The following is a 17,670-nucleotide window of genomic DNA, read 5'->3' on the forward strand; positions in this document are numbered from 1 at the left end:
GACCTGACCCCAGCCTGGTAGGCACGGCAGCCGGGCTTCAGCGATCCGGCTCCCGGCCATCGGCACTTGCGCCGATCACGCGTGCGCGTTCTTCCAGCAGGGCCCGCTCGCGCGCATTCGCCGCCAACCCCGCGGCACGGGAAAACTCGGCGGCCGCTTCCCGCCGCCGTCCCAGCTTTTCCGGGAAATCCCCGCGCACGCTCGGCAGCCATTGATAATCGCGCAGTGCCCCGTCCCGCGCCAGCGCATCGACCAGCGCCAGCCCGGCCGCCGGCCCCTGGCCATCCCGACGGCCACCGCCCGGTTCAGTTCCACCACCGGCGACGGCGCGGCCTCGGCCAGTTCGCCGTACAGCCGGGCAATCTCGTTCCAGTCGGTCTGGGCAGCGCTGCGTGCGCGCGCGCGTGGCAGGCGGCGATCGCCGCTTGCAGCGTGTACGGTCCGCGCCGTGTTACCGGCTGTTGCGCGCGCGCCAGCGCCGCCAGCCCGCGCCGGATCAGGATGCCGTCCCAGCGCGAGCGGTCCTGGTCGAGCAGCAGCACCGGCCGCCCGGCGCCGTCGACGCGCGCGTGCATGCGCGAGGCCTGCAATTCCATCAGCGCCACCAGTCCCCGGGCTTCGGATTCGTAGGGCGCCAGTTCCGCCAGCATGCGTCCCGGGCGCAGCGCTTCCTCGACCAGCGCCGGGCGCATCCATTCGGCGCCGCTGGTGGCGGTATAGCCTTCATTGAAGACGAGATACACCACTTCGAGCACCGCCTCGAGCCGCTCGTGCAGTTCGCCGGGCGGCGGCAACTCGAAGGGCACGCGCGCCTGGCCGAGCGTGCGCTTGGCCCGCACCAGGCGCTGGGCGACCGTCGCTTCCGGCACCGGGGAAGGCGCGCGCGATCTCGGCCGTGGAGAGGCCGCCGAGCAGCCTGAGCGTGAGCGCCACCCGCGCGTCCGGGGACAGCACCGGGTGGCAGGCAGTGAACATCAGGCGCAGCAAGTCGTCGCCGATGATGTCGTTGCGGGCGGCATCGAGGCCGTCGACGAAATCGGGCACGATCAGGGCCTCCTGTGCTTCCAGGTCGAGGCCGATCTGCTGCAGCTTTTTCCCGGAGAGATTTATCGCGGCGCAGGCGGTCGAGCGCGGCGTTCTTCGCGGTACGCATCAGCCACGCTCCCGGATTGTCCGGCACGCCCTGCCCCGGCCAGGTCTCCAGCGCGGCAACCGGGCGTCGCCGGCCAGTTCCTCGGCCAGGCCGATGTCGCGCACAAGGCTCGCGACGCCGGCGACGATTTTCGCCGACTCGATCCGCCAGACGGCGGCGATGGCCGTATCGACCTGCGCGGCCATCAGCCTTGTGACGCGATGTCGGCCGGCACCTGGCTCATGTCCATCCGGGACAGCTCCCAGACATGGCCATCGAGGTCCTCGAAGCCGTGGCCGTACATGAAGCCGTGATCCTGTTTCGGGTTCGGCGCCCGGCCGCCGGCGGCGAGCGCCTTGGCCACGAGGGCATCGACTTCCTCCCGGCTCTCGCACGACAGGCAGGTGAGCACCTCGGTCGTCTCGCGCGCGTTCGCCACCGGCTTGTCCGTAAAGGTCTGGAAGAAGCGCTCGACCAGCAGCATCGCGTAGATGTTCTCGCCGATGATCATGCAGGCCGCGTCGTCGTTGCTGAACTGGGGGTTGAATTCGAAACCCAGGCTGGCGAAAAAGGCGCGGCTGCGCGCCAGGTCGCGCACGGGGAGGTTGACGAATATTTGCTTGTGCATGGTCTTATCCTTTCGTGGTGGTGGTGTCTTCAAGTTCGCGGAAACGCTCGAGCGCTTCGGTCTGGGCGAAATCGTCGAGTTCGAATACCTGGCGCACCTCGATTTCTGCGTCGAGGCCCTGGCCGCGCGGGTTCGGGAAGCGCCGTGCCCATTCGAGCGCTTCCTCGCGGCTGCGCACGCCGATCATGGTGTAGCCGGCGATCATTTCCTTCGATTCCGTGAACGGGCCGTCGATGACCCTGCGTTCCTTGCCCTGGTAGCGGATACGCCAGCCGCGGCTGCTCGGGTGCAGGCCGTTGGCGTCGAGCAGGACACCGGCACGCGCCAGCTCCTGGTGGTATTCGCCCATCGCATGAAGCAGGCTTTCCGCCGGCATGGCGCCGGCTTCGGATTCGGGGGTGGCCTTGACGATGATCATGAAGCGCATGTCGATTCTCCTGTGGTGTACGGTTCAGCCCGGTGTCAGCGGCAGCCGCGGTTTGCCGGGTTTCGATGACACGACGAAGGGCAGCACAGGAAATCGACATGCGCCACGAAAAACATGAAAAATATCTCTGCCCGCGTCAGGCCTCGTAGCACGGCGCCAGCGCGCGCACCTCGACGGTGGCCCACTCGGCAGCCGGGCAGCGCGCGGCCAGTGCCACCGCTTCCTCATGCGTGACCACGTCGACATGGTAGAAGCCGCCGATCATTTCCTTGGCTTCCGCAAACGGTCCATCGAGCATGCGCGCCTTGCCGGCTTCTTTTGTTACCCGGGTAGCGCGCGTCAAGGGCGCGAGCGACTGCGCCGCCACCAGCACGCCCTCGCGCTGCAGCGCGGCGCCGAAGTCGAGCATGCGCTGGTACAGGGCGCGCCCCTCGTCTTCCGTGCGCGTGGCACGCTGGCCCACCGGTTCGTGAATCAGCAACATGTAGGACATGGGTCTTTCTCCGCGAAGAGTGTCACAAAGGCAAGCAGTATGCGCTGGAGCGGGTCTTCAGTAAAGCATTCGTCCTGGTCCAGGCATGGACTCGTCTCAATCGTGCCAGACCTCGTACCGTCCGACGCCTCCTACACGGCCGCCACACCTGCTCCTATTGTCCCCGCGCAGGCTGGCGCTACTATGAAGGAACCAATTCATACAAGCAGGAGGCAAGCATGGGTGAAAACAAGGGCAAAGGCATGAAAGGCCGTAACTACGATGAAATCAGCGGCGTAGGTACCAGTGTCGCCGGCGTGACCGGGACCACCGGCAAGCTCAACGATGGCGTGCGCGATGGCGGCGTCGGCAAGCCTGCCGCGGCCGATAGCGGCAACCTGAACCGGCAATCGGCCGAACCGAATGACGGCGACACCACGCCGGCGCTGGGCACCGGCAATCGCTCTGGCGCCGGCGAGAGCCGCCAGGGCGCGCCGGGTGACCCGAATTCCCAGTCGGGCCAGGGCGGCAACCTGCAGGGGAGGCAAGAGCCTCGACCAGGACGTGCTCGGCAAGGGAAAACTGAGCATGCGCAGTTGATAATCTAGTTATACTCTCGCCTGAAGCGCAGCTGCAAGAAGGCTGCGTTAGCGTGGCCGGCCGGCGTCAACCCGCCGGCCGCCGCGCGTCCTGATATCCCTGCCGCCCGTGGCGGCAGTCCACCCACGAACCACCCTCGACCGCCCTCCTCAATGAGCGCTTTTCGACCTTTCTTGCGCGCCCTCGTGCTGGTGCTGATCGCCACCGCCGCCTGGATCCTGCTCGGCCCCTGGCTGAAAAACGCGCTGTACGCGGTACGCCTGGCTTCGATGCCCGCCCTCACGGCGCTGCCGGTTCCCGTGCGCGGCGTGGCGGCGCGCGACCTGCGCGACACCTGGGGCGGCGCCCGCGGCGGCGGCCGCAGGCACGAAGGCATCGACATTTTTTTCGCGCGTCGCGGCACGGCCATTACGTCCAGTACCGAAGGGCTGGTCCTGCGTGTAGGCACCAACTCGCTCGGCGGAACGGTCGTGTGGGTGCTGGGACCTGGCGGCCAGCGCCACTACTACGCCCACCTGGACAGCTACGCCGACATCGAAACCGGCCAGCGCGTGCGGCCAGGCACCATCCTCGGCTATGTCGGCACTACCGGCAATGCGGCCGGCACGCCGCCGCACCTGCACTACGGCATCTATGAAACAGGCGGCGCGATCAACCCGTATCCGCTGCTGCGCCATGCGCCCGCCAAGGCGGAAGCCAAGGCCGAAGCCAAGGCGGAAGCCAAGGCGGAAGCCAAGGCGGAAGCCAAGGCGGAAGCCAAGGCGGAAGCGAGGGCGCAAGCCAAGGCCGAAGCCGGGGCGAAGGACAAGCTGGCCGCATCCGGGGCGCAGGGGCGCACCGCGCACCAATTGCATTGAGCCATCCGCGCGAACGGCGCCTCTTCGCGCGCTGTGCTTCAATGACGCTTCCATCGAGACCATGATGAGCAAAGGAAGCATGCAGTCCAGCCCGCCCAAGGCCGCCAGCCCCGCCGAACTCGACGACGACACCCTCGCCTTCGTGCGCCGGGTGTTCGGCCATGCGCGCGCCGGCGACAGCGACGAGCTGGCCGCACTGCTGGCCCGGGGCCTGCCGCCCAAGCTGCGCAACGAGCGCGGCGACAGCCTGCTGATGCTGGCCTGTTACCACGGTCACCTCGATACCGCCCGCGTCCTGCTGGAACACGGTGCCGACCCCGAACTGCTCAACGATGCCGGCCAGACGCCGCTGGCGGCTGCCGCCTTCAAGGGCGATGTGGCGGTAGCGACCCTGCTGCTGGATCACGGCGCCGGTGTCGACAATGCCGGTCCGAACGGCAAGACCGCGCTCATGCTGGCCGCCATGTTCAACCGTGTCGACATCATGCGCCTCCTGCTGGCGCGCGGCGCCGATCCGCGCCTCGCGGACGCCGCCGGCGTATCGATCCGCGAGGCGGCCGCGAAGATGGGGGCGCAGGACAGCCTTGCCTTGTTGACCGAACTGCTCGAGGGCCGCTGAAGCGTCGCCGTTCGCCCCGCTCAGGCGTGGCGCGCACGCGCCGCCCGCAGGAACTCGGTGGCGCCGGCAACCGGCAGCGGATGGCTGAACAGGAAGCCCTGGAACAGGTCGCAGTCGCAGGCGGCCAGCGCCTGGTGCTGTTCGCGTGTCTCCACGCCTTCGGCCACCACGTGCATGTCGAGCTTGTGGGCCAGGGCCATGATGCCGGCACACAGGTCGGCATCCTTGGGATCGTCGGCCACGTTCTTCACGAACGAGCGGTCGAGCTTCAGGTAGTGCACCGGCAGCTGGCGCAGGTAGGACATCGACGAAAACCCCGTACCGAAGTCGTCGATCGACAATGCCACCCCGCCGCCGCGCAGGCGGTGCAGGATGGCGATCGCAAGATCCGGGTCGGACATCATCATCGATTCGGTCAGCTCCATTTCCAGGCAGCCGGGCCCGATGCCGTATTCGCGCATGACGTCGAACACGTAGTCCGGCAAGGCGGCGCTGGTGAGCTGGCTGGTGGATAAATTGACGGCTACCGGCACGGTACCGATCCCGGCCTCTCGCCAGCTCGCCGCCTGGCGGCAGGCTTCCTCGATCACCCAGCGTCCCAGGTGCAGCAGCAAGCCCAGCTGTTCGGCCAGCGGGATGAATTTATCGGGCGCAACCAGACCGACCCCTGGACGATTCCAGCGGATCAGCGCCTCGACGCCGGCGACGCTGCCGTCGCGCCGCACTTTCGGCTGGTAGACCCGGGCGAACTCGCTCGAGCCGACGGCGGCGCGCAGGTCGCGCTCGAGCTCGACACGTTGGGCCACGGTGGAGCCCAGCTGGGGCGAATAGAAGCGGTACTGGTCGCGCCCGCTGTCCTTGGCCGCGTACATGGCGGCCTCGGCGCGTCCCAGCAGCGCGACGGCGCTGTGGCGGCCGCCGCGCGACAGGCTGATCCCCGCGCTGAAGGTCAGGTGCAGCGGCTGGCGCAGCACGGCATAGGGTTGGGCCAGGAAGGCGCGGATCTGCTCGACCTGGTGCGCCACGTCCTCGATCGACTCGGCATGCGGCAGGATAAAGGCGAACTCGTCGCCGGACAGGCGCGCCAGGCTGGCCAGCGGCACGTTGCACTGCTGCAGGCGCTGGGCGCCCAGCTTGGACATCAACAATTGCTCCTCGAGCGCCGCCTCGAACATCGTGCGGTTGGCCAGCCCGGTGAGCGAATCGGTGATGCGTTCCTGCTCGATCCGGGTATGCAGGCCGCGCAGCTCGGTGATTTCCGTCGAGAAGCCGATCAGGCACATCGGCTGGCCGGGCAACTGCAGCGGGATCTTGCGCGAACGGAAAACGTGGCGGGCGCCATCGGCACCGACGATGACTTCCTCCCGCACCACGCGCTCGCCGCCGGCCAGTACCTCGCGGTCGATCTCGGCAATGCGCTGGGCCAGCTCGGGCGGCATCAGCTCGGCGTCCGTGCGTCCGACCAGGTCCTGCAGCGGCCGGTCGTACAGGGCCAGGACCGGCGCATTGGCGTAGAGGTAGCGGCCCTCCACGTCCTTCAGGTAGATCGCGGCGTCGACATTCGACAGGATGGCGTTGAGTAGGTCGTTTCGCTCGATCAATTCCCTGACGGCGCGGCGCTGTTCCGTGATATCGGTGGAGATGCCGCAAAGGCCGATCACGCGGCGTTCCTTGTCGAACAGCGGCAGCTTGACGGTACGGAAGGTGCGCCGCTCGCCGCTGCGCAGCTGGACGACTTCGTCGGCATCGACCTTGGCAGCGTCGGTCATGGTCGCGTGGTCGGTGCTGCCGATGTCGGAGGCCGCCATGTCGACGAAGCCGGTGTCGGGGTGGCCGATGATTTGCGCGGGGTCGGCGCCGAACACGGCGGCCAGTGCCTTGTTGGCGAACAGGTAGCGCCCGCTCGTGTCCTTCACGTAGAAGCAGGCGTCGAGATTATCGACGAGCGTCCACAAGCTCTCCAGCTGGGTACGGTCAACTCCGGGCTCACCGCGTGCTTCGTCCATGCTGCCCCCCCTCGCGACGCCTCGTCGGCGCATTTCCAGGCCATGGCATCCATCGCGCATCATGCGCTTCGCATGACGCATGGGTGCAGTGTAGCGCCCTTGGGGCTTGTTGCGGCAAATCAGTAAGCACCGCTGCGCAAAGCAGCCACAACAGCAAAAAAGAGACTGTTGCGTCTCTCCCGGCTCCGCGGGCGGCGGGCGAACGGTAGGGTGCACCCTCGTCCGCGAGGGCTCACGACCGTGCAAACAAGAAGGGCCGGCATGATGCCGGCCCTCGAGGAATGCGGTCGTGGCGGATTACTTCGTCACCGCCAGCATGCTGCGGCGCCCGCCCTTGAAGGTGTACAGGGTGATGGTGCCGTCGCGGATGTCCCCCCGCTCGTCGAAGGCGATCGGGCCGGTCACGCCCGCGTAGCGGGTCCTTGCCAGGGTCGGCAGGTAGGCCGCCGGTGCGGTCGAGCCGGCTTTGACCATGGCGTCGGCCATCGTCATCACCGCATCATAGGCGTAGGGCGCGTTGATCTGCACGTCGATGCCGAAGCGCTTGCGGTAGGCGGCGCGGAAATTGTCCATCGCCGCCTTGCCGGCCGCATCGACGCCGCCCGCCTCGGCGCAGAACACCTGGCCGTCGGTCATCGCGCCACCCGAGAGCTTGTGGATCTCGTCCGAGCAGATGCCGTCGCCGCCCATCATCCTGGCCGTGAAGCCGAGCTGTTTCATCTGGCGCAGCATCGGGCCGGCCACCGCACTCATGCCGCCGAAGAACACCAGGTCGGGCCTGGCGGCGCGGATCTTGGTGAGGATGGCGCTGAAATCGGCGGCCTTGTCGTGGGTGAACTCGCGCGCGACCACGGTTCCGCCCTGTTGCTGCAGGGCTTTCGCGAACTCCACCGCCAGGCCCTGGCCGTAGGCCGTGCGGTCGTCGATCACGGCAATGCGTTTCGCGCCCATTTCCCTGACGGCATAGTGGCCGAGTGCCCGGCCCAGCTGGACGTCGTTGGCGACGACGCGGAAGGCGGTATTGAAACCCTGCTGCGTGTATTTCGGGCTCGTGCTCGAGGGCGAAATCTGCGGGATACCGGCCTGGTGATAGATTTTCGAGGCCGGGATCGTGGTGCCCGAGGTTTCATGGCCCACCACGCCATTGACGCGGGCGTCGACCAGTTTCTGGGCGACATTGGTCGCCTGTTTCGGATCGCCGCCGTCGTCCTCGGCCACCAGTTCGAAACGGACCTTCTTGCCCTTGATCTGGACGCCACGGGCGTTGAGCGCCTCGATCGCCATGCGCGCGCCGTTCTCGGTATCCTTGCCGAAATAGGCGACCGGGCCGGTGACGGCGGCCGAATGGCCGATACGGACGACTTCCTGGGCGGCAGCCCCGCCAGGCGCCAGGATGGCGGCAGCCACGACGGCGGCGCCGACGGTGGCGAACAGATGCTTCTTCATTGATTCCTCGATTGATTCCGTGACAACGCGTGTAGACGCGAAAACGGAAACTATAGCAGGATGGGCTGCGCGCGTGCGGCAGCAGCCCCCGCCGGCCTGGTGCGTCGACGGGGCCCAGCATGTACACCGCGCCTGGCGGACAGGTCGCCAGCGCCGGCGCCACGCACGCCACACCTCGAAGCCGAAGCGCGCCCTTGCCGACGCCGCGCACGATAGCGGGCACGAAGCAGACAGGGGTGCCGCTTGCGGCATACTGGACCTTCGTTCACACCGATCGGCCCAGGCGCGCCGCTAGGAGTTTCCCATGACGAAGCCGCGAGCAGAGGAAGACAGGAGCATGGAACCCGCCGCCAACGCTGCACCGCTCTCCCTGCGCACCCTGGTGTATCGCTTTCTCTTCTTCGACTGGCTGTTCGCCGACGTCGGCCGTGCCCGCACGCCCCTGGAACGCCATGCGGCGCTGCAGCACAACCGGCGCATGGGCCTCTACCTGCCGATCTATTTGCGCCGCTGGTCCTTCCTGACGGTCTTCGATTTTGCCCTCGGCTGCCTGGCCGAACGGGCGCTCCAGGCCACCCTGTTGTCGGCCTGGTTTTTCACCTGGACCTGCATCACCGCCACCGGCGCCGTCGTGATTACGGTCGCGTGGGTCTTTCTTACCCAGGTCCGCCAAAGCTAGCGGACTGGACAGCTGCCTCTCCTCCGCGCAACACTTTTCTTAAAAACATTCTTGACACCGAACTATATTCGGCCTACAGTCAAACGCATGTCCTTTCATCTGTCCATGCCAATTTCCCTATCGCTCGCCGCGCGACACGCGCCGGCGCTGCTACGACTACGCGCCTGAGCCCGTCGCGCCACGCCGCGCCGCTTCGCTTCCGGTCTCGCCGAGACCCCCGTAGTCAGAGGAATTTGCACGATGAACAGCACCTGTCAAACCATTCGCGGCACCATGTTGCACCACACCATGCACGCTGGCGCACGCATGTCGGTGGCCTCCGCTTTCGCCGCCGGTCCTGGCCTGCTGGCACTACCGATCGGTTGCCGGGCCTAGCGTCACCTGGCCCGCCCGGCAGCCAGCGCCACTCCCGCAGCAATCCCATTTCATTTACGCAGGAGTTTCATCATGCTGAGCAACCCGTCATCGAAATACCGCCCCTTCCCCGCCGTTCCGCTGGCCGACCGCCAGTGGCCAGGCAAGACCATCACGCGCCCGCCGATCTGGATGAGCACCGACCTGCGCGACGGCAACCAGGCACTCATCGAGCCGATGAGCGTCGAGAAGAAGCTGCGCTTTTTCGACAAGCTGGTGCAGATCGGCGTGAAGGAAATCGAAGTCGGTTTCCCCTCGGCCTCGCAGACGGACTTCGACTTCGTGCGCATGCTCGTCGACGGCAAGCGCATTCCCGACGACGTCACCATCATCGTCCTGACCCAGGCGCGCGAGGAACTGATCCGCCGCACGGTGGACTCGGCGGTCGGCGCGAAGCGGGCGATCGTCCACGTGTACAACTCGGTGGCGCCGGTATTTCGCCGCGTCGTGTTCGGCATGGAGCGCGACGAGATCGTGCAGATTGCGGTCAATGGCACGCGCCTCATCAAGGAGCTGGTGGCCCAGCACCCGCAAACCCAATGGGGCCTGGAATATTCGCCCGAGTCCTTCTCGACCACCGAACTCGATTTCTCCAAGCAGATCGTCGACGCCGTCAGCGCCGTCTGGGAGCCGACGCCAGCGCAGCCGATGATCGTCAACCTGCCCTCCACGGTGGAAGCGAGCACGCCCAACGTGTATGCCGACCAGATCGAGTGGATGAGCCGCCACCTCGAGCGGCGCGACAGCCTGGTCATCAGCGTCCACCCGCACAACGACCGCGGCACCGCCGTGGCGGCGGCCGAACTGGCGGTGCTGACCGGCGCCGACCGCGTCGAGGGCTGCCTGTTCGGCAATGGCGAGCGCACCGGCAACGTCGACCTGGTCACGCTGGCACTGAACCTCTACACCCAGGGCGTCGACCCGGGACTGGACTTTTCCGACATCGATAGCGTGCGCCAGCTGGTCGAGGAGTGCAACCAGCTGCCGGTGCACCCGCGCCACCCGTATGCGGGCGACCTGGTGTTCACGGCCTTCTCCGGTTCGCACCAGGATGCGATCAAGAAGGGCTTCGCCGTGCAGAAGGCGGACGCGCTGTGGGAAGTGCCCTACCTGCCGATCGACCCGGCCGACCTCGGGCGCAGCTACGACGCCGTCATCCGCGTCAACAGCCAGTCGGGCAAGGGCGGCATGGCCTACCTGCTGGAACAGGAATATGGGCTGGAACTGCCGCGCCGCCTGCAGATCGAATTCTCGCGCGTGGTGCAGAAAGTGGCCGATACCAGCGGCCGCGAAATCGCCGCCAGCGACATCCACGCCCTGTTCGCACGCGAATACCTCGAGCGCGAGGCGCCTTACCGCTATGGCGCACACCGCATGACCGAAGACACCCGTGCGGGCGATGCCGGCAACAAGCAGGTCGAGATCGAGGTCACGGCCGAGCACGAGGGCCAGCCCTGCGTGCGCCGCGGCGCCGGCAACGGCCCGATCGACGCCTTCGTCAATGCCCTCGGCCTGGACATCCGCCTGATGGACTACCACGAGCATGCGATCGGTTCCGGCGCGAATGCGCGCGCGGCCTGCTACGTCGAACTGCGCGTGGGCGACGGTCCCTACCCTGTTCGGTGCCGGCATCGACAGCAACATCGTCACCGCGTCCTTCAAGGCCGTGCTGTCGGCGGTGAACCGCCACACGCAGGCGCAACCCGCGCGCACGGTGGCGATGGCCGCTTGAGCGGGACGGGCGGCGGCAGGGCCGCTGCCTTGCCGTGCCCGGGCCCCTTGCCGCCGGCAGCCCGTTCCGACCGCCGCTCCGACATGAAACGACGACTGTTCCTGCTCCTCTGCGTGCCGCTCGCCGCGCGCGCGCCGCACCGCCAGCCGATCCTGCCGCCGGTGCGCGCCTGTTCGCCAGCCGCTGCGCCTCCTGCCATGGCGTCGGCCCTTCGGCAAGGGGCGGGTTCGGCCCGCAGCTCAACGCTTTGTTCGGCCGCACGGCCGGGGCCACACCGGGGTATGCCTATTCGGCGGCGATGAAAAAGTCGCGGATCGTCTGGGACGAGCGCACGCTGCGTGCGTTTCTCGCCGATCCGGATGAGGTAGTGCCCGATACGAGGATGCGCTTCTGGGGCATGGGCAACGAACGCCAGGTGGGCGATTTACTGGCCTACCTGCGCAGCTTCCAGCCGGCTGGCGGTATCGCGCCGGTGGCGCCGGCCACGAGACGCTAGCGGCGGCGGCGAACCGCCGCCTGTCCGGCATCGCGCAGCCCGGTGCTAGTCATGCACCACGCGCCCGAACAGCAGGATCACGCCCGCCATCACCAGCGCCAGCGGCCACCACTGCTGGACAGTGGCGGCATCGAACAGGCCGGTATCGCGTGCCAGCGCGACGCTGCCGACGACGATGGCCGCCAGCGCCACCAGCAGGCCCGGCGCGCCGCGCTCCCAGCGTGCAATTCGCTCCATGTCTTCCTTTCCCAGCATTGCCAGCGCAGCGCTCGCCGCCGGTCGTGACGCCCATGCGTATGGGCACACCAGATTCGTTTCAAAAGCATATGTTGGCGAACGTCAATTTGTTACTAGCAGATGTGCTAGTAGCTGGGCAATGCGGATCCGGCCCCGCCGGGCTGCCCGGCGCGCGAAAAACTAGCGCGTCCTGCCGTGCAGCGCCTGGCGCGAGCGTTTGCGCTCCTCGGCTTTCTCGAAACGGCGCTTCTGCTCGTCGGTCTCCGGCAGCAGCGGCGGGACGGCCTGCGGCTTGCGGTCGGCGTCGACCGCCACCATCGTGAAATAGCAGCTGTTGGCGTGCCGTACCGTGCGCTGCTGGATGTTTTCCGTCACCACGCGGATGCCGACCTCCATCGAGCTGGTCCCAGTGTAGTTTACCGAGGCCAGGAAGGTGACCAGCTCGCCGACGTGGATCGGCTGCAGGAACATCACCTGGTCGACCGACAGCGTCACCACGTAGGCGCCCGAATAGCGGCTGGCACAGGCATAGGCGACGCTGTCGAGGAGTTTCAATATGGTGCCGCCGTGGACATTGCCGGAAAAGTTCGCCATGTCCGGCGTCATCAGGACCGTCATCGTCAATTCGTGGACGGGTCTGCCGTGGTGGTCGTTCATGTGGGTCCTGGTTGGGAGGGAAGAGGCGTTCGTTCTCGACGATTGTACGGCGCTTTGCCGGCGCTTACCGGCAAGCCCCAGGGTTGCCGGCGAAGGCGGCATGTCCCTCGGCCGCCAGTGCCCCGTCCGCCAGCACCATGAATTCGCCCGGCGCCGCACCTTCGGCCAACACGACGGCCGAGCCCAGCGCCACCGGCGCCCGGAAGCGCACCGACAGGGCCGTGACGGGGCGGCCCGCCCGTGCTTGCAGCAGCGCGCAGGCACGGCCGAGCGTGTGCATGCCGTGGATGATGGGTGCGCGCAGGCCCATCAGGCGCGCGCTCCAGCCGGCCAGGTGGATGGGATTCCAGTCGCCTGAGACGCGGGCGTAGTCGCGTCCTGCGGAAGCGGCGAGCTGCCAGCGTCCGATCTCCGCCCGGGCTGGGGTAGCGCGGCCGCGCTGCGGCGCCCGCCCGTGCCGCGCTGCGCCAGATAGGTGCTGCTGCAGGTCAGCAACGGGGTGCCGTCTGCGCTGACGCTGGTTTCGAGCCGGCACAGCACCGCGCCGGATGCGCTCGGCGGCAGGATGTCGATGCGGGTCGACAGGCGCAATGGCCCGGCGGGCAGCGGCGCGTGCGCGACAAGCAGGTTCTCGACGTGGACCATGCCGGCGATCCGGTACGGAAAAGCGGGCGACAGCATCGTCGCCAGGTGGGCGCGCTGCACCGGCAGGTACCACCAGGTCAGCGCCACCGTGCCCGGCGCGAAGTCGAGTGCGGCGTTGTAGGCCTCGCACTCGACGCGCGTGGGCGCTTCCATCAGGAAAGTGGAAGTCAGCGGCGCAGCCGGCACGGCCCCATGCCGCCCGGGCGCTTGAAGAGCGCGCGCAGCAGCAGTCTCGCGCCCATCGGCGGCAAATGCGCCGCCCCATTCGAACCGAACAAAATTTCCCTTTCTTCCGCCCGCTGGGGCAGCTGCTGCGCGAATTGTCAAAACTTCCATCGGTAAAAAACCGCTGATTGATCGATAATACCGCCTGACGACGCACTACCGCACTGTCGCTTTACGGAGACCGTATGAACAAAGTTGGCCCATCGACCCTGTCGATCCAGAAAAGTTTGATGCCCCTGCCCCCCGCCGACCGCTCGGCGCTGCTGCAAAACCCCGGTTTCGGACGCGCGTTCAGCGACCACATGGTCACGATCCGCTACACCGAAGGCCGCGGCTGGCACGACGGCAAGGTCGAGGCGCGCGGCGCCCTGCCGCTCGACCCGACGACCATGGTCCTGCACTATGCGCAGGAAATCTTCGAGGGCATGAAGGCCTATCCGCAACCGGACGGCGGCGCCGCCCTGTTCCGCCCGGAGGCGAATGCACGCCGCTTCCGCAAGTCGGCAGAACGCCTGGCGATGGCGCCGCTGCCGGAAGAGCTGTTCCTGGAATCGGTGCACGCCCTGGTTTCTGAAGATCGGGACTGGATCCCCCAATCGGAGGGGTCCGCTCTCTATCTGCGCCCCTTCATGATCGCCACCGAGGCGGCCCTGGGCGTGCGTCCGGCCAACGAATACCTGTACTGCGTATTCGCTTCCCCGGCCGGCAACTACTTCAAGGGCGGCGCCGCCGGCGTGACGCTGTGGGTCTCCGAGAACTATATCCGCGCCGCGCCCGGCGGCACCGGTGACGCCAAGTGCGGCGGCAACTACGCTGCCAGCCTGGCAGCGCAGGCCGAAGCCACGCGCGAAGGCTGCGACCAGGTCGTGTTCCTCGATGCCGTCGAGCGCAAATGGGTCGAGGAACTGGGCGGCGCATGAACATCTTCTTCGTCTTCGCCGACGGTTCGGTCCAGACGCCGCCGCTGACCGGCACCATCCTGCCAGGCATCACGCGCGATTCGCTGATCACGCTGGGCCGCGACCTGGGCCTCACCGTGCGCGAAGAGCCGTATTCGATCGACCAGTGGAAAGCCGATGCCGCCAGCGGCCGCCTGGTCGAAGCCTTCGCCTGCGGCACCGCGGCCGTCGTCACCCCGATCGGCAAGGTCAAGGGCCGCGGCTTCGAAGCGGCCATCGGCGACGGCGGCGCGGGCCCTGTCACCACGCGCCTGAAGTCGGCGCTGCTCGACATCCAGAACGGCCGCGCCGAAGACAAGCACGGCTGGATCCAGCGCGTGTTCTAAGCGCTTCCGCGACAGCGCCGCAGCGAGGGCAGCCCCGGGTTGGCGCTCAGTCAGTCAAGCTGAGGTCTTCCAGGAAGAACCGCGCAGACCTGTAGGGTGGGCGGCTGTACCCGGCCGCCTGCCCGCCCGCTGCTTGGATGCCGCCCACGCGTTCAAGCAGACGCTGAAAGCTTGCGACGGATCGCCTGCCGGTTGGACGCCGCCCGCGCGTCCGACCACACGCTGGAACCTTGCGACGAATCGCCTGCTGGTTGAACGCGTGGGCGGCACGGACGCTGCCGGTTCGCTAGCTGAGAGGGTGGAGCCGCCCACCCTACCGTCTGTGCATCGTTCCTGGAAGAATAGGCGCTGCCACCTTGGCGTCGGACCGGGATTGGAGCATGCCCGGGTTGTTGCTTTTCGCCTGCGGCGAGCAGGCCCGGCCCGCCTGCATGGCGCAGCCCCTTTCCTTTGCTGCACATATGTTTCATATGCGCAACAGTTGTCAATAAGGGTTTGCACGTAGGCAATTATCTCTTCTATCATGTCGCTTGGACTACGCAATTCGCGTCGTGCCACTACTACACATCGAAAAGACATGAAAAAACTCGCTATCGCATTGGCTCTCGGTCTCGCTTCGCTGGGCGCCCAGGCACAAACCACCACCGTCGAAACCGCACCGGCCAAGTCCCTGTACTTCGTCGTTGGCGCCGGCCTGACCTTCGGCGGCGACAAGCTTGCTACCGCCGAGTTCGAGAACGGCGGCGAAATCAATATCCACGCTGGCAGCATGATCGCCCTGCTGGCTGGCCTGGAATACCGCGTCAGCCCGGAATTCTCGGTGCAGGGCACCGTCGGCTACCACGTCGATAACGCCAGCGCCAGCAACGGCGACATCCGTTTCGAGCGCGTGCCTGTCGAACTGCTGGCCTACTACCACGTGAACGAGCAAGTGCGCGTCGGCGGCGGCCTGCGCTACGTCACCAACACCGCCCTGCGCAGCAGCGGCGCCGGCGACATCGGCGACTACGACTTCAAGAACACCACCAGCCCGGTCGCTGAAATCGAATACCTGGTTTCGCCGCAAGTGGGCATCAAGCTGCGCTACGTGAACGACAAGTTCGAAGAGAAGCAGTTCGGCGGCAAGGTCAAAGGCGACCACGTCGGCATCCTGGCCAACTTCTACTTCTGATGCCCGGGGGCGCATCCCTGCCCCCCCCGAGCAGCAAGGCAAAGACCACGAGGACTCGTGGTCTTTTTTCATCCCTCGTTTCTGCACAGCCGGCGCCGGGTTATGATGCGGCCTTTCCGGCCGCCCGATCGAAGCGCATGCTCAAACTCAGCCTGGACGCCCTGCTCACCGTCGACACCATCGCCCGCCGCGGCTCCTTTGCGGCCGCCGCCAGGGAACTGTTCCGGGTGCCCTCGACGATTTCCTATACGGTGGCCAAGCTGGAAGAAGACCTGGGCGTACAGCTGTTCGAACGCTTCGGACCGCGGGTGGAACTCACGGCCGCCGGCGCCGAACTGCTCAAGGAAGGCCGCTACCTGTTGAAAGCCGCGGGTGACCTCGAGCGCCGGGTGCGCCGCGTCGCCTCCGGCTGGGAGACCGAATTCACGCTTGCCATCGATTCGATGCTGTGCCCCGATCCCTTGATGACGGAAATCGACGTCTTCTGCGGCGTCGCCGACCAGACCCGCCTGCGCCTGCTGAAGGAAGCCCTGTCGGGGACCTGGGAAGCCCTGCTCGAGCGGCGCGCCGACCTGCTGGTGGGCGCCGCCGGCGCGGACCCCGCGGGCGGCGGCTACACGGCGCTGCCGCTGGCGACCGTCGGCTTCGTGTTCGTGGTGGCGCCCGGGCATCCGCTGGCCGGCGCACGCGAACCCCGGCGAAAGCCGACCTCGCGGCCTGGCGCGCCGTGTCGGTATCGGATTCCGCACGCCAGCTGCAGGCGCGCACGGTCGGCCTGCTGTTCGGGCAGAACACCCTGGCCGTGCCCGACATGCAGACCAAGCACGCCTTCCAGCGTGCCGGCCTCGGTTTCGGCTTCCTGCCCCAACCCCGGGTGCACGAGGACCTTGCCGCGGGGCGCCTGGTCGCCAAGGCGGTGGAGGAACCCAAGCCCGACGAAACCCTGTACCTTGCCTGGCGCACCGGCGAGGAAGGCGCGGCACTGGACTGGTGGAAGAAGCGTTTGCAGGACGGCGCCGTCGTGCGCCGGATGCTGCTGCCCGCAGGGTGCGGGCAGGTGTAAGGATGCTGCGGAGCTAGCTGGCCTTGGCGGCGGGGCCGCCGCCAAGGCCATGAGCGCATTTAGTGCGGCAGGTCGAACACCAGCACTTCAGCGTCCGCCGCGCCCGACAGCGTGATCGCCGCTTCCCCGTCGACCCGCACCGCGTCGCCGGCCGCGAGCAGCACGCCGTTCACGCTCAGGCTGCCCCGCGCCACGTGGACGTAGCCGATGCGGCCCGCGGGCAGCGGATGGGACAGGCTGTCGTCGCCATTCAGGATGGCGGCGTAGATCGACGCATCCTGGCGCAGGGTGACGGAACCGTCGCGGCCGCCCGGCGACGCCACCAGGCGCAGCTGGCCCTGTTTCGACGACGGGTCGAAGTGCTTCTCCTCATAGCCCGGCGCGCCGCCGATCTCGTTCGGCTGGATCCAGATCTGCAGGAAATGCACCGGCTCGGTGCGCGACCCGTTGAATTCGCTGTGGACCACGCCCTTGCCGGCACTCATGCGCTGCACGTCGCCGTAGCGCAGCACCGAGCCGTTGCCCATGCTGTCCTTGTGTTCCAGGGCGCCGTCGAGCACATACGAGATGATTTCCATGTCGCGGTGGCCGTGGGCATCGAAGCCGCGGCCGGCGGCCACCCGGTCTTCGTTGATGACGCGCAGTGGGCCGACGCCCATGTGGGCCGGATCCTGGTAGTGGCCGAACGAAAAGGTGTGCTTCGAATCGAGCCAACCGAAATTGGCGACGCCACGTTCTTCGCTTTTACGTACTGTCAGCATGATGCGCTCCTGTTGTTATGGGCCCATTCGAACCATTCGAATGTCGCTGCGGCGGCGATCCTGCTGTCTTTCTCGCCCGCCGCCGAGGCCGCGTTGTGCATGAAGGACATTATGCGCG

17 protein-coding genes and 4 pseudogenes are annotated in these 17,670 nt (G+C 67.2%); 10 read left to right on the plus strand and 11 right to left on the minus strand.

All coding sequences use genetic code 11. The annotated features are described in order from the left end of the window. Positions 1–37 precede the first annotated feature (37 nt). The 4 genes and pseudogenes from G4G31_RS16645 to G4G31_RS16660 all read right to left on the minus strand — a co-directional run bounded on the left by G4G31_RS16645 (position 38) and on the right by G4G31_RS16660 (position 2,680). A pseudogene (locus G4G31_RS16645) lies at positions 38–1,338 on the minus strand (RNA polymerase sigma factor). Further along, entirely contained in the window at positions 1,338–1,760 is a 423-nt protein-coding gene (locus G4G31_RS16650) for a VOC family protein (RefSeq protein ID WP_182988593.1), read from the minus strand. The pseudogene G4G31_RS16645 and the gene G4G31_RS16650 overlap by 1 nt, the downstream one beginning before the upstream one ends. A gap of 4 nt (positions 1,761–1,764) precedes the next feature. Next, the gene (locus G4G31_RS16655; protein ID WP_182988594.1) at positions 1,765–2,187 is read right to left on the minus strand and encodes a YciI family protein; all 423 of its coding nucleotides are present in this window, start codon (positions 2,185–2,187) and stop codon (positions 1,765–1,767) included. A 136-nt stretch (positions 2,188–2,323) separates the two neighbouring features. After that, positions 2,324–2,680 (minus strand): YciI family protein, encoded by a 357-nt coding sequence (locus tag G4G31_RS16660; RefSeq protein WP_182988595.1) that lies wholly within the window; start codon positions 2,678–2,680, stop codon positions 2,324–2,326. A gap of 218 nt (positions 2,681–2,898) precedes the next feature. Between G4G31_RS16660 and G4G31_RS16665 the strand changes: the two genes are divergently transcribed. The 3 genes from G4G31_RS16665 (at position 2,899) to G4G31_RS16675 (ending at position 4,735) form a co-directional block, all read left to right on the plus strand. Further along, positions 2,899–3,267 carry a hypothetical protein gene (locus G4G31_RS16665; protein ID WP_182988596.1) on the plus strand — a complete coding sequence of 123 codons (369 nt, stop codon included), beginning with the start codon at positions 2,899–2,901 and terminating at the stop codon, positions 3,265–3,267. A gap of 144 nt (positions 3,268–3,411) precedes the next feature. Then, positions 3,412–4,116 (plus strand): M23 family metallopeptidase, encoded by a 705-nt coding sequence (locus G4G31_RS16670; protein WP_182988597.1) that lies wholly within the window; start codon positions 3,412–3,414, stop codon positions 4,114–4,116. A 64-nt stretch (positions 4,117–4,180) separates the two neighbouring features. Next, the gene (locus G4G31_RS16675; protein WP_202033628.1) at positions 4,181–4,735 is read left to right on the plus strand and encodes an ankyrin repeat domain-containing protein; all 555 of its coding nucleotides are present in this window, start codon (positions 4,181–4,183) and stop codon (positions 4,733–4,735) included. A 20-nt stretch (positions 4,736–4,755) separates the two neighbouring features. Here G4G31_RS16675 and G4G31_RS16680 read toward each other — a convergent pair whose 3' ends face one another. Both G4G31_RS16680 and G4G31_RS16685 read right to left on the minus strand, forming a co-directional pair. Continuing rightward, positions 4,756–6,822: a bifunctional diguanylate cyclase/phosphodiesterase gene (locus tag G4G31_RS16680; RefSeq protein ID WP_210283913.1), complete on the minus strand. Its 2,067-nt coding sequence runs from the start codon at positions 6,820–6,822 to the stop codon at positions 4,756–4,758. A gap of 216 nt (positions 6,823–7,038) precedes the next feature. Continuing rightward, positions 7,039–8,187 (minus strand): branched-chain amino acid ABC transporter substrate-binding protein, encoded by a 1,149-nt coding sequence (locus G4G31_RS16685; protein WP_182988599.1) that lies wholly within the window; start codon positions 8,185–8,187, stop codon positions 7,039–7,041. A 337-nt stretch (positions 8,188–8,524) separates the two neighbouring features. Here G4G31_RS16685 and G4G31_RS16690 point away from each other — a divergent pair, with 337 nt between their 5' ends. From G4G31_RS16690 to G4G31_RS16700, 4 genes and pseudogenes are all read left to right on the plus strand, one after another. Then, a complete protein-coding gene (locus G4G31_RS16690; RefSeq protein ID WP_182988600.1) occupies positions 8,525–8,866 on the plus strand; it encodes a hypothetical protein in 342 nt (113 codons plus the stop codon). A gap of 240 nt (positions 8,867–9,106) precedes the next feature. Continuing rightward, positions 9,107–9,241 (plus strand): hypothetical protein, encoded by a 135-nt coding sequence (locus tag G4G31_RS27640; protein WP_267873621.1) that lies wholly within the window; start codon positions 9,107–9,109, stop codon positions 9,239–9,241. A 69-nt stretch (positions 9,242–9,310) separates the two neighbouring features. Further along, a pseudogene (gene leuA / locus G4G31_RS16695) lies at positions 9,311–11,012 on the plus strand (2-isopropylmalate synthase). Positions 11,013–11,046: 34 nt separating this feature from the next. Further along, a complete protein-coding gene (locus tag G4G31_RS16700) occupies positions 11,047–11,508 on the plus strand; it encodes a cytochrome c family protein (RefSeq protein WP_308621617.1) in 462 nt (153 codons plus the stop codon). Positions 11,509–11,553: 45 nt separating this feature from the next. Here the strand turns inward: G4G31_RS16700 and G4G31_RS16705 are convergent, their stop codons facing one another. From G4G31_RS16705 to G4G31_RS26515, 4 genes are all read right to left on the minus strand, one after another. Beyond that, positions 11,554–11,745, minus strand: coding sequence for a LiaI-LiaF-like domain-containing protein (locus G4G31_RS16705; RefSeq protein ID WP_182988601.1), 192 nt, complete (start codon positions 11,743–11,745; stop codon positions 11,554–11,556). A gap of 180 nt (positions 11,746–11,925) precedes the next feature. Beyond that, entirely contained in the window at positions 11,926–12,402 is a 477-nt protein-coding gene (locus tag G4G31_RS16710) for an acyl-CoA thioesterase (protein WP_182988602.1), read from the minus strand. Between the two features lie 64 nt (positions 12,403–12,466). Beyond that, positions 12,467–12,811 (minus strand): MaoC/PaaZ C-terminal domain-containing protein, encoded by a 345-nt coding sequence (locus G4G31_RS26510; protein WP_229425621.1) that lies wholly within the window; start codon positions 12,809–12,811, stop codon positions 12,467–12,469. Then, on the minus strand, positions 12,712–13,233 hold the full coding sequence (locus G4G31_RS26515) for a hypothetical protein (RefSeq protein WP_229425695.1): 522 nt from the start codon (positions 13,231–13,233) through the stop codon (positions 12,712–12,714). Before G4G31_RS26515 ends, G4G31_RS26510 begins: the two co-directional genes overlap by 100 nt. Positions 13,234–13,457: 224 nt before the next feature. Here G4G31_RS26515 and G4G31_RS16720 point away from each other — a divergent pair. The 3 genes and pseudogenes from G4G31_RS16720 (at position 13,458) to G4G31_RS16730 (ending at position 16,791) form a co-directional block, all read left to right on the plus strand. Continuing rightward, positions 13,458–14,557 (plus strand): annotated as a pseudogene (locus G4G31_RS16720) (branched-chain amino acid aminotransferase). Between the two features lie 577 nt (positions 14,558–15,134). Continuing rightward, positions 15,135–15,728, plus strand: a complete 594-nt coding sequence (locus G4G31_RS16725; RefSeq protein WP_182988604.1) for an outer membrane beta-barrel protein — start codon at positions 15,135–15,137, stop codon at positions 15,726–15,728. A gap of 137 nt (positions 15,729–15,865) precedes the next feature. After that, positions 15,866–16,791, plus strand: a pseudogene (locus G4G31_RS16730) (LysR family transcriptional regulator). A 59-nt stretch (positions 16,792–16,850) separates the two neighbouring features. Here G4G31_RS16730 and G4G31_RS16735 read toward each other — a convergent pair. Beyond that, on the minus strand, positions 16,851–17,552 hold the full coding sequence (locus G4G31_RS16735; RefSeq protein WP_182988605.1) for a pirin family protein: 702 nt from the start codon (positions 17,550–17,552) through the stop codon (positions 16,851–16,853). Positions 17,553–17,670: the final 118 nt, after the last annotated feature.

Origin of the sequence: Massilia sp. Se16.2.3 (assembly GCF_014171595.1) — a bacterium.
Classification (GTDB): Bacteria; Pseudomonadota; Gammaproteobacteria; order Burkholderiales; family Burkholderiaceae_D; genus Telluria.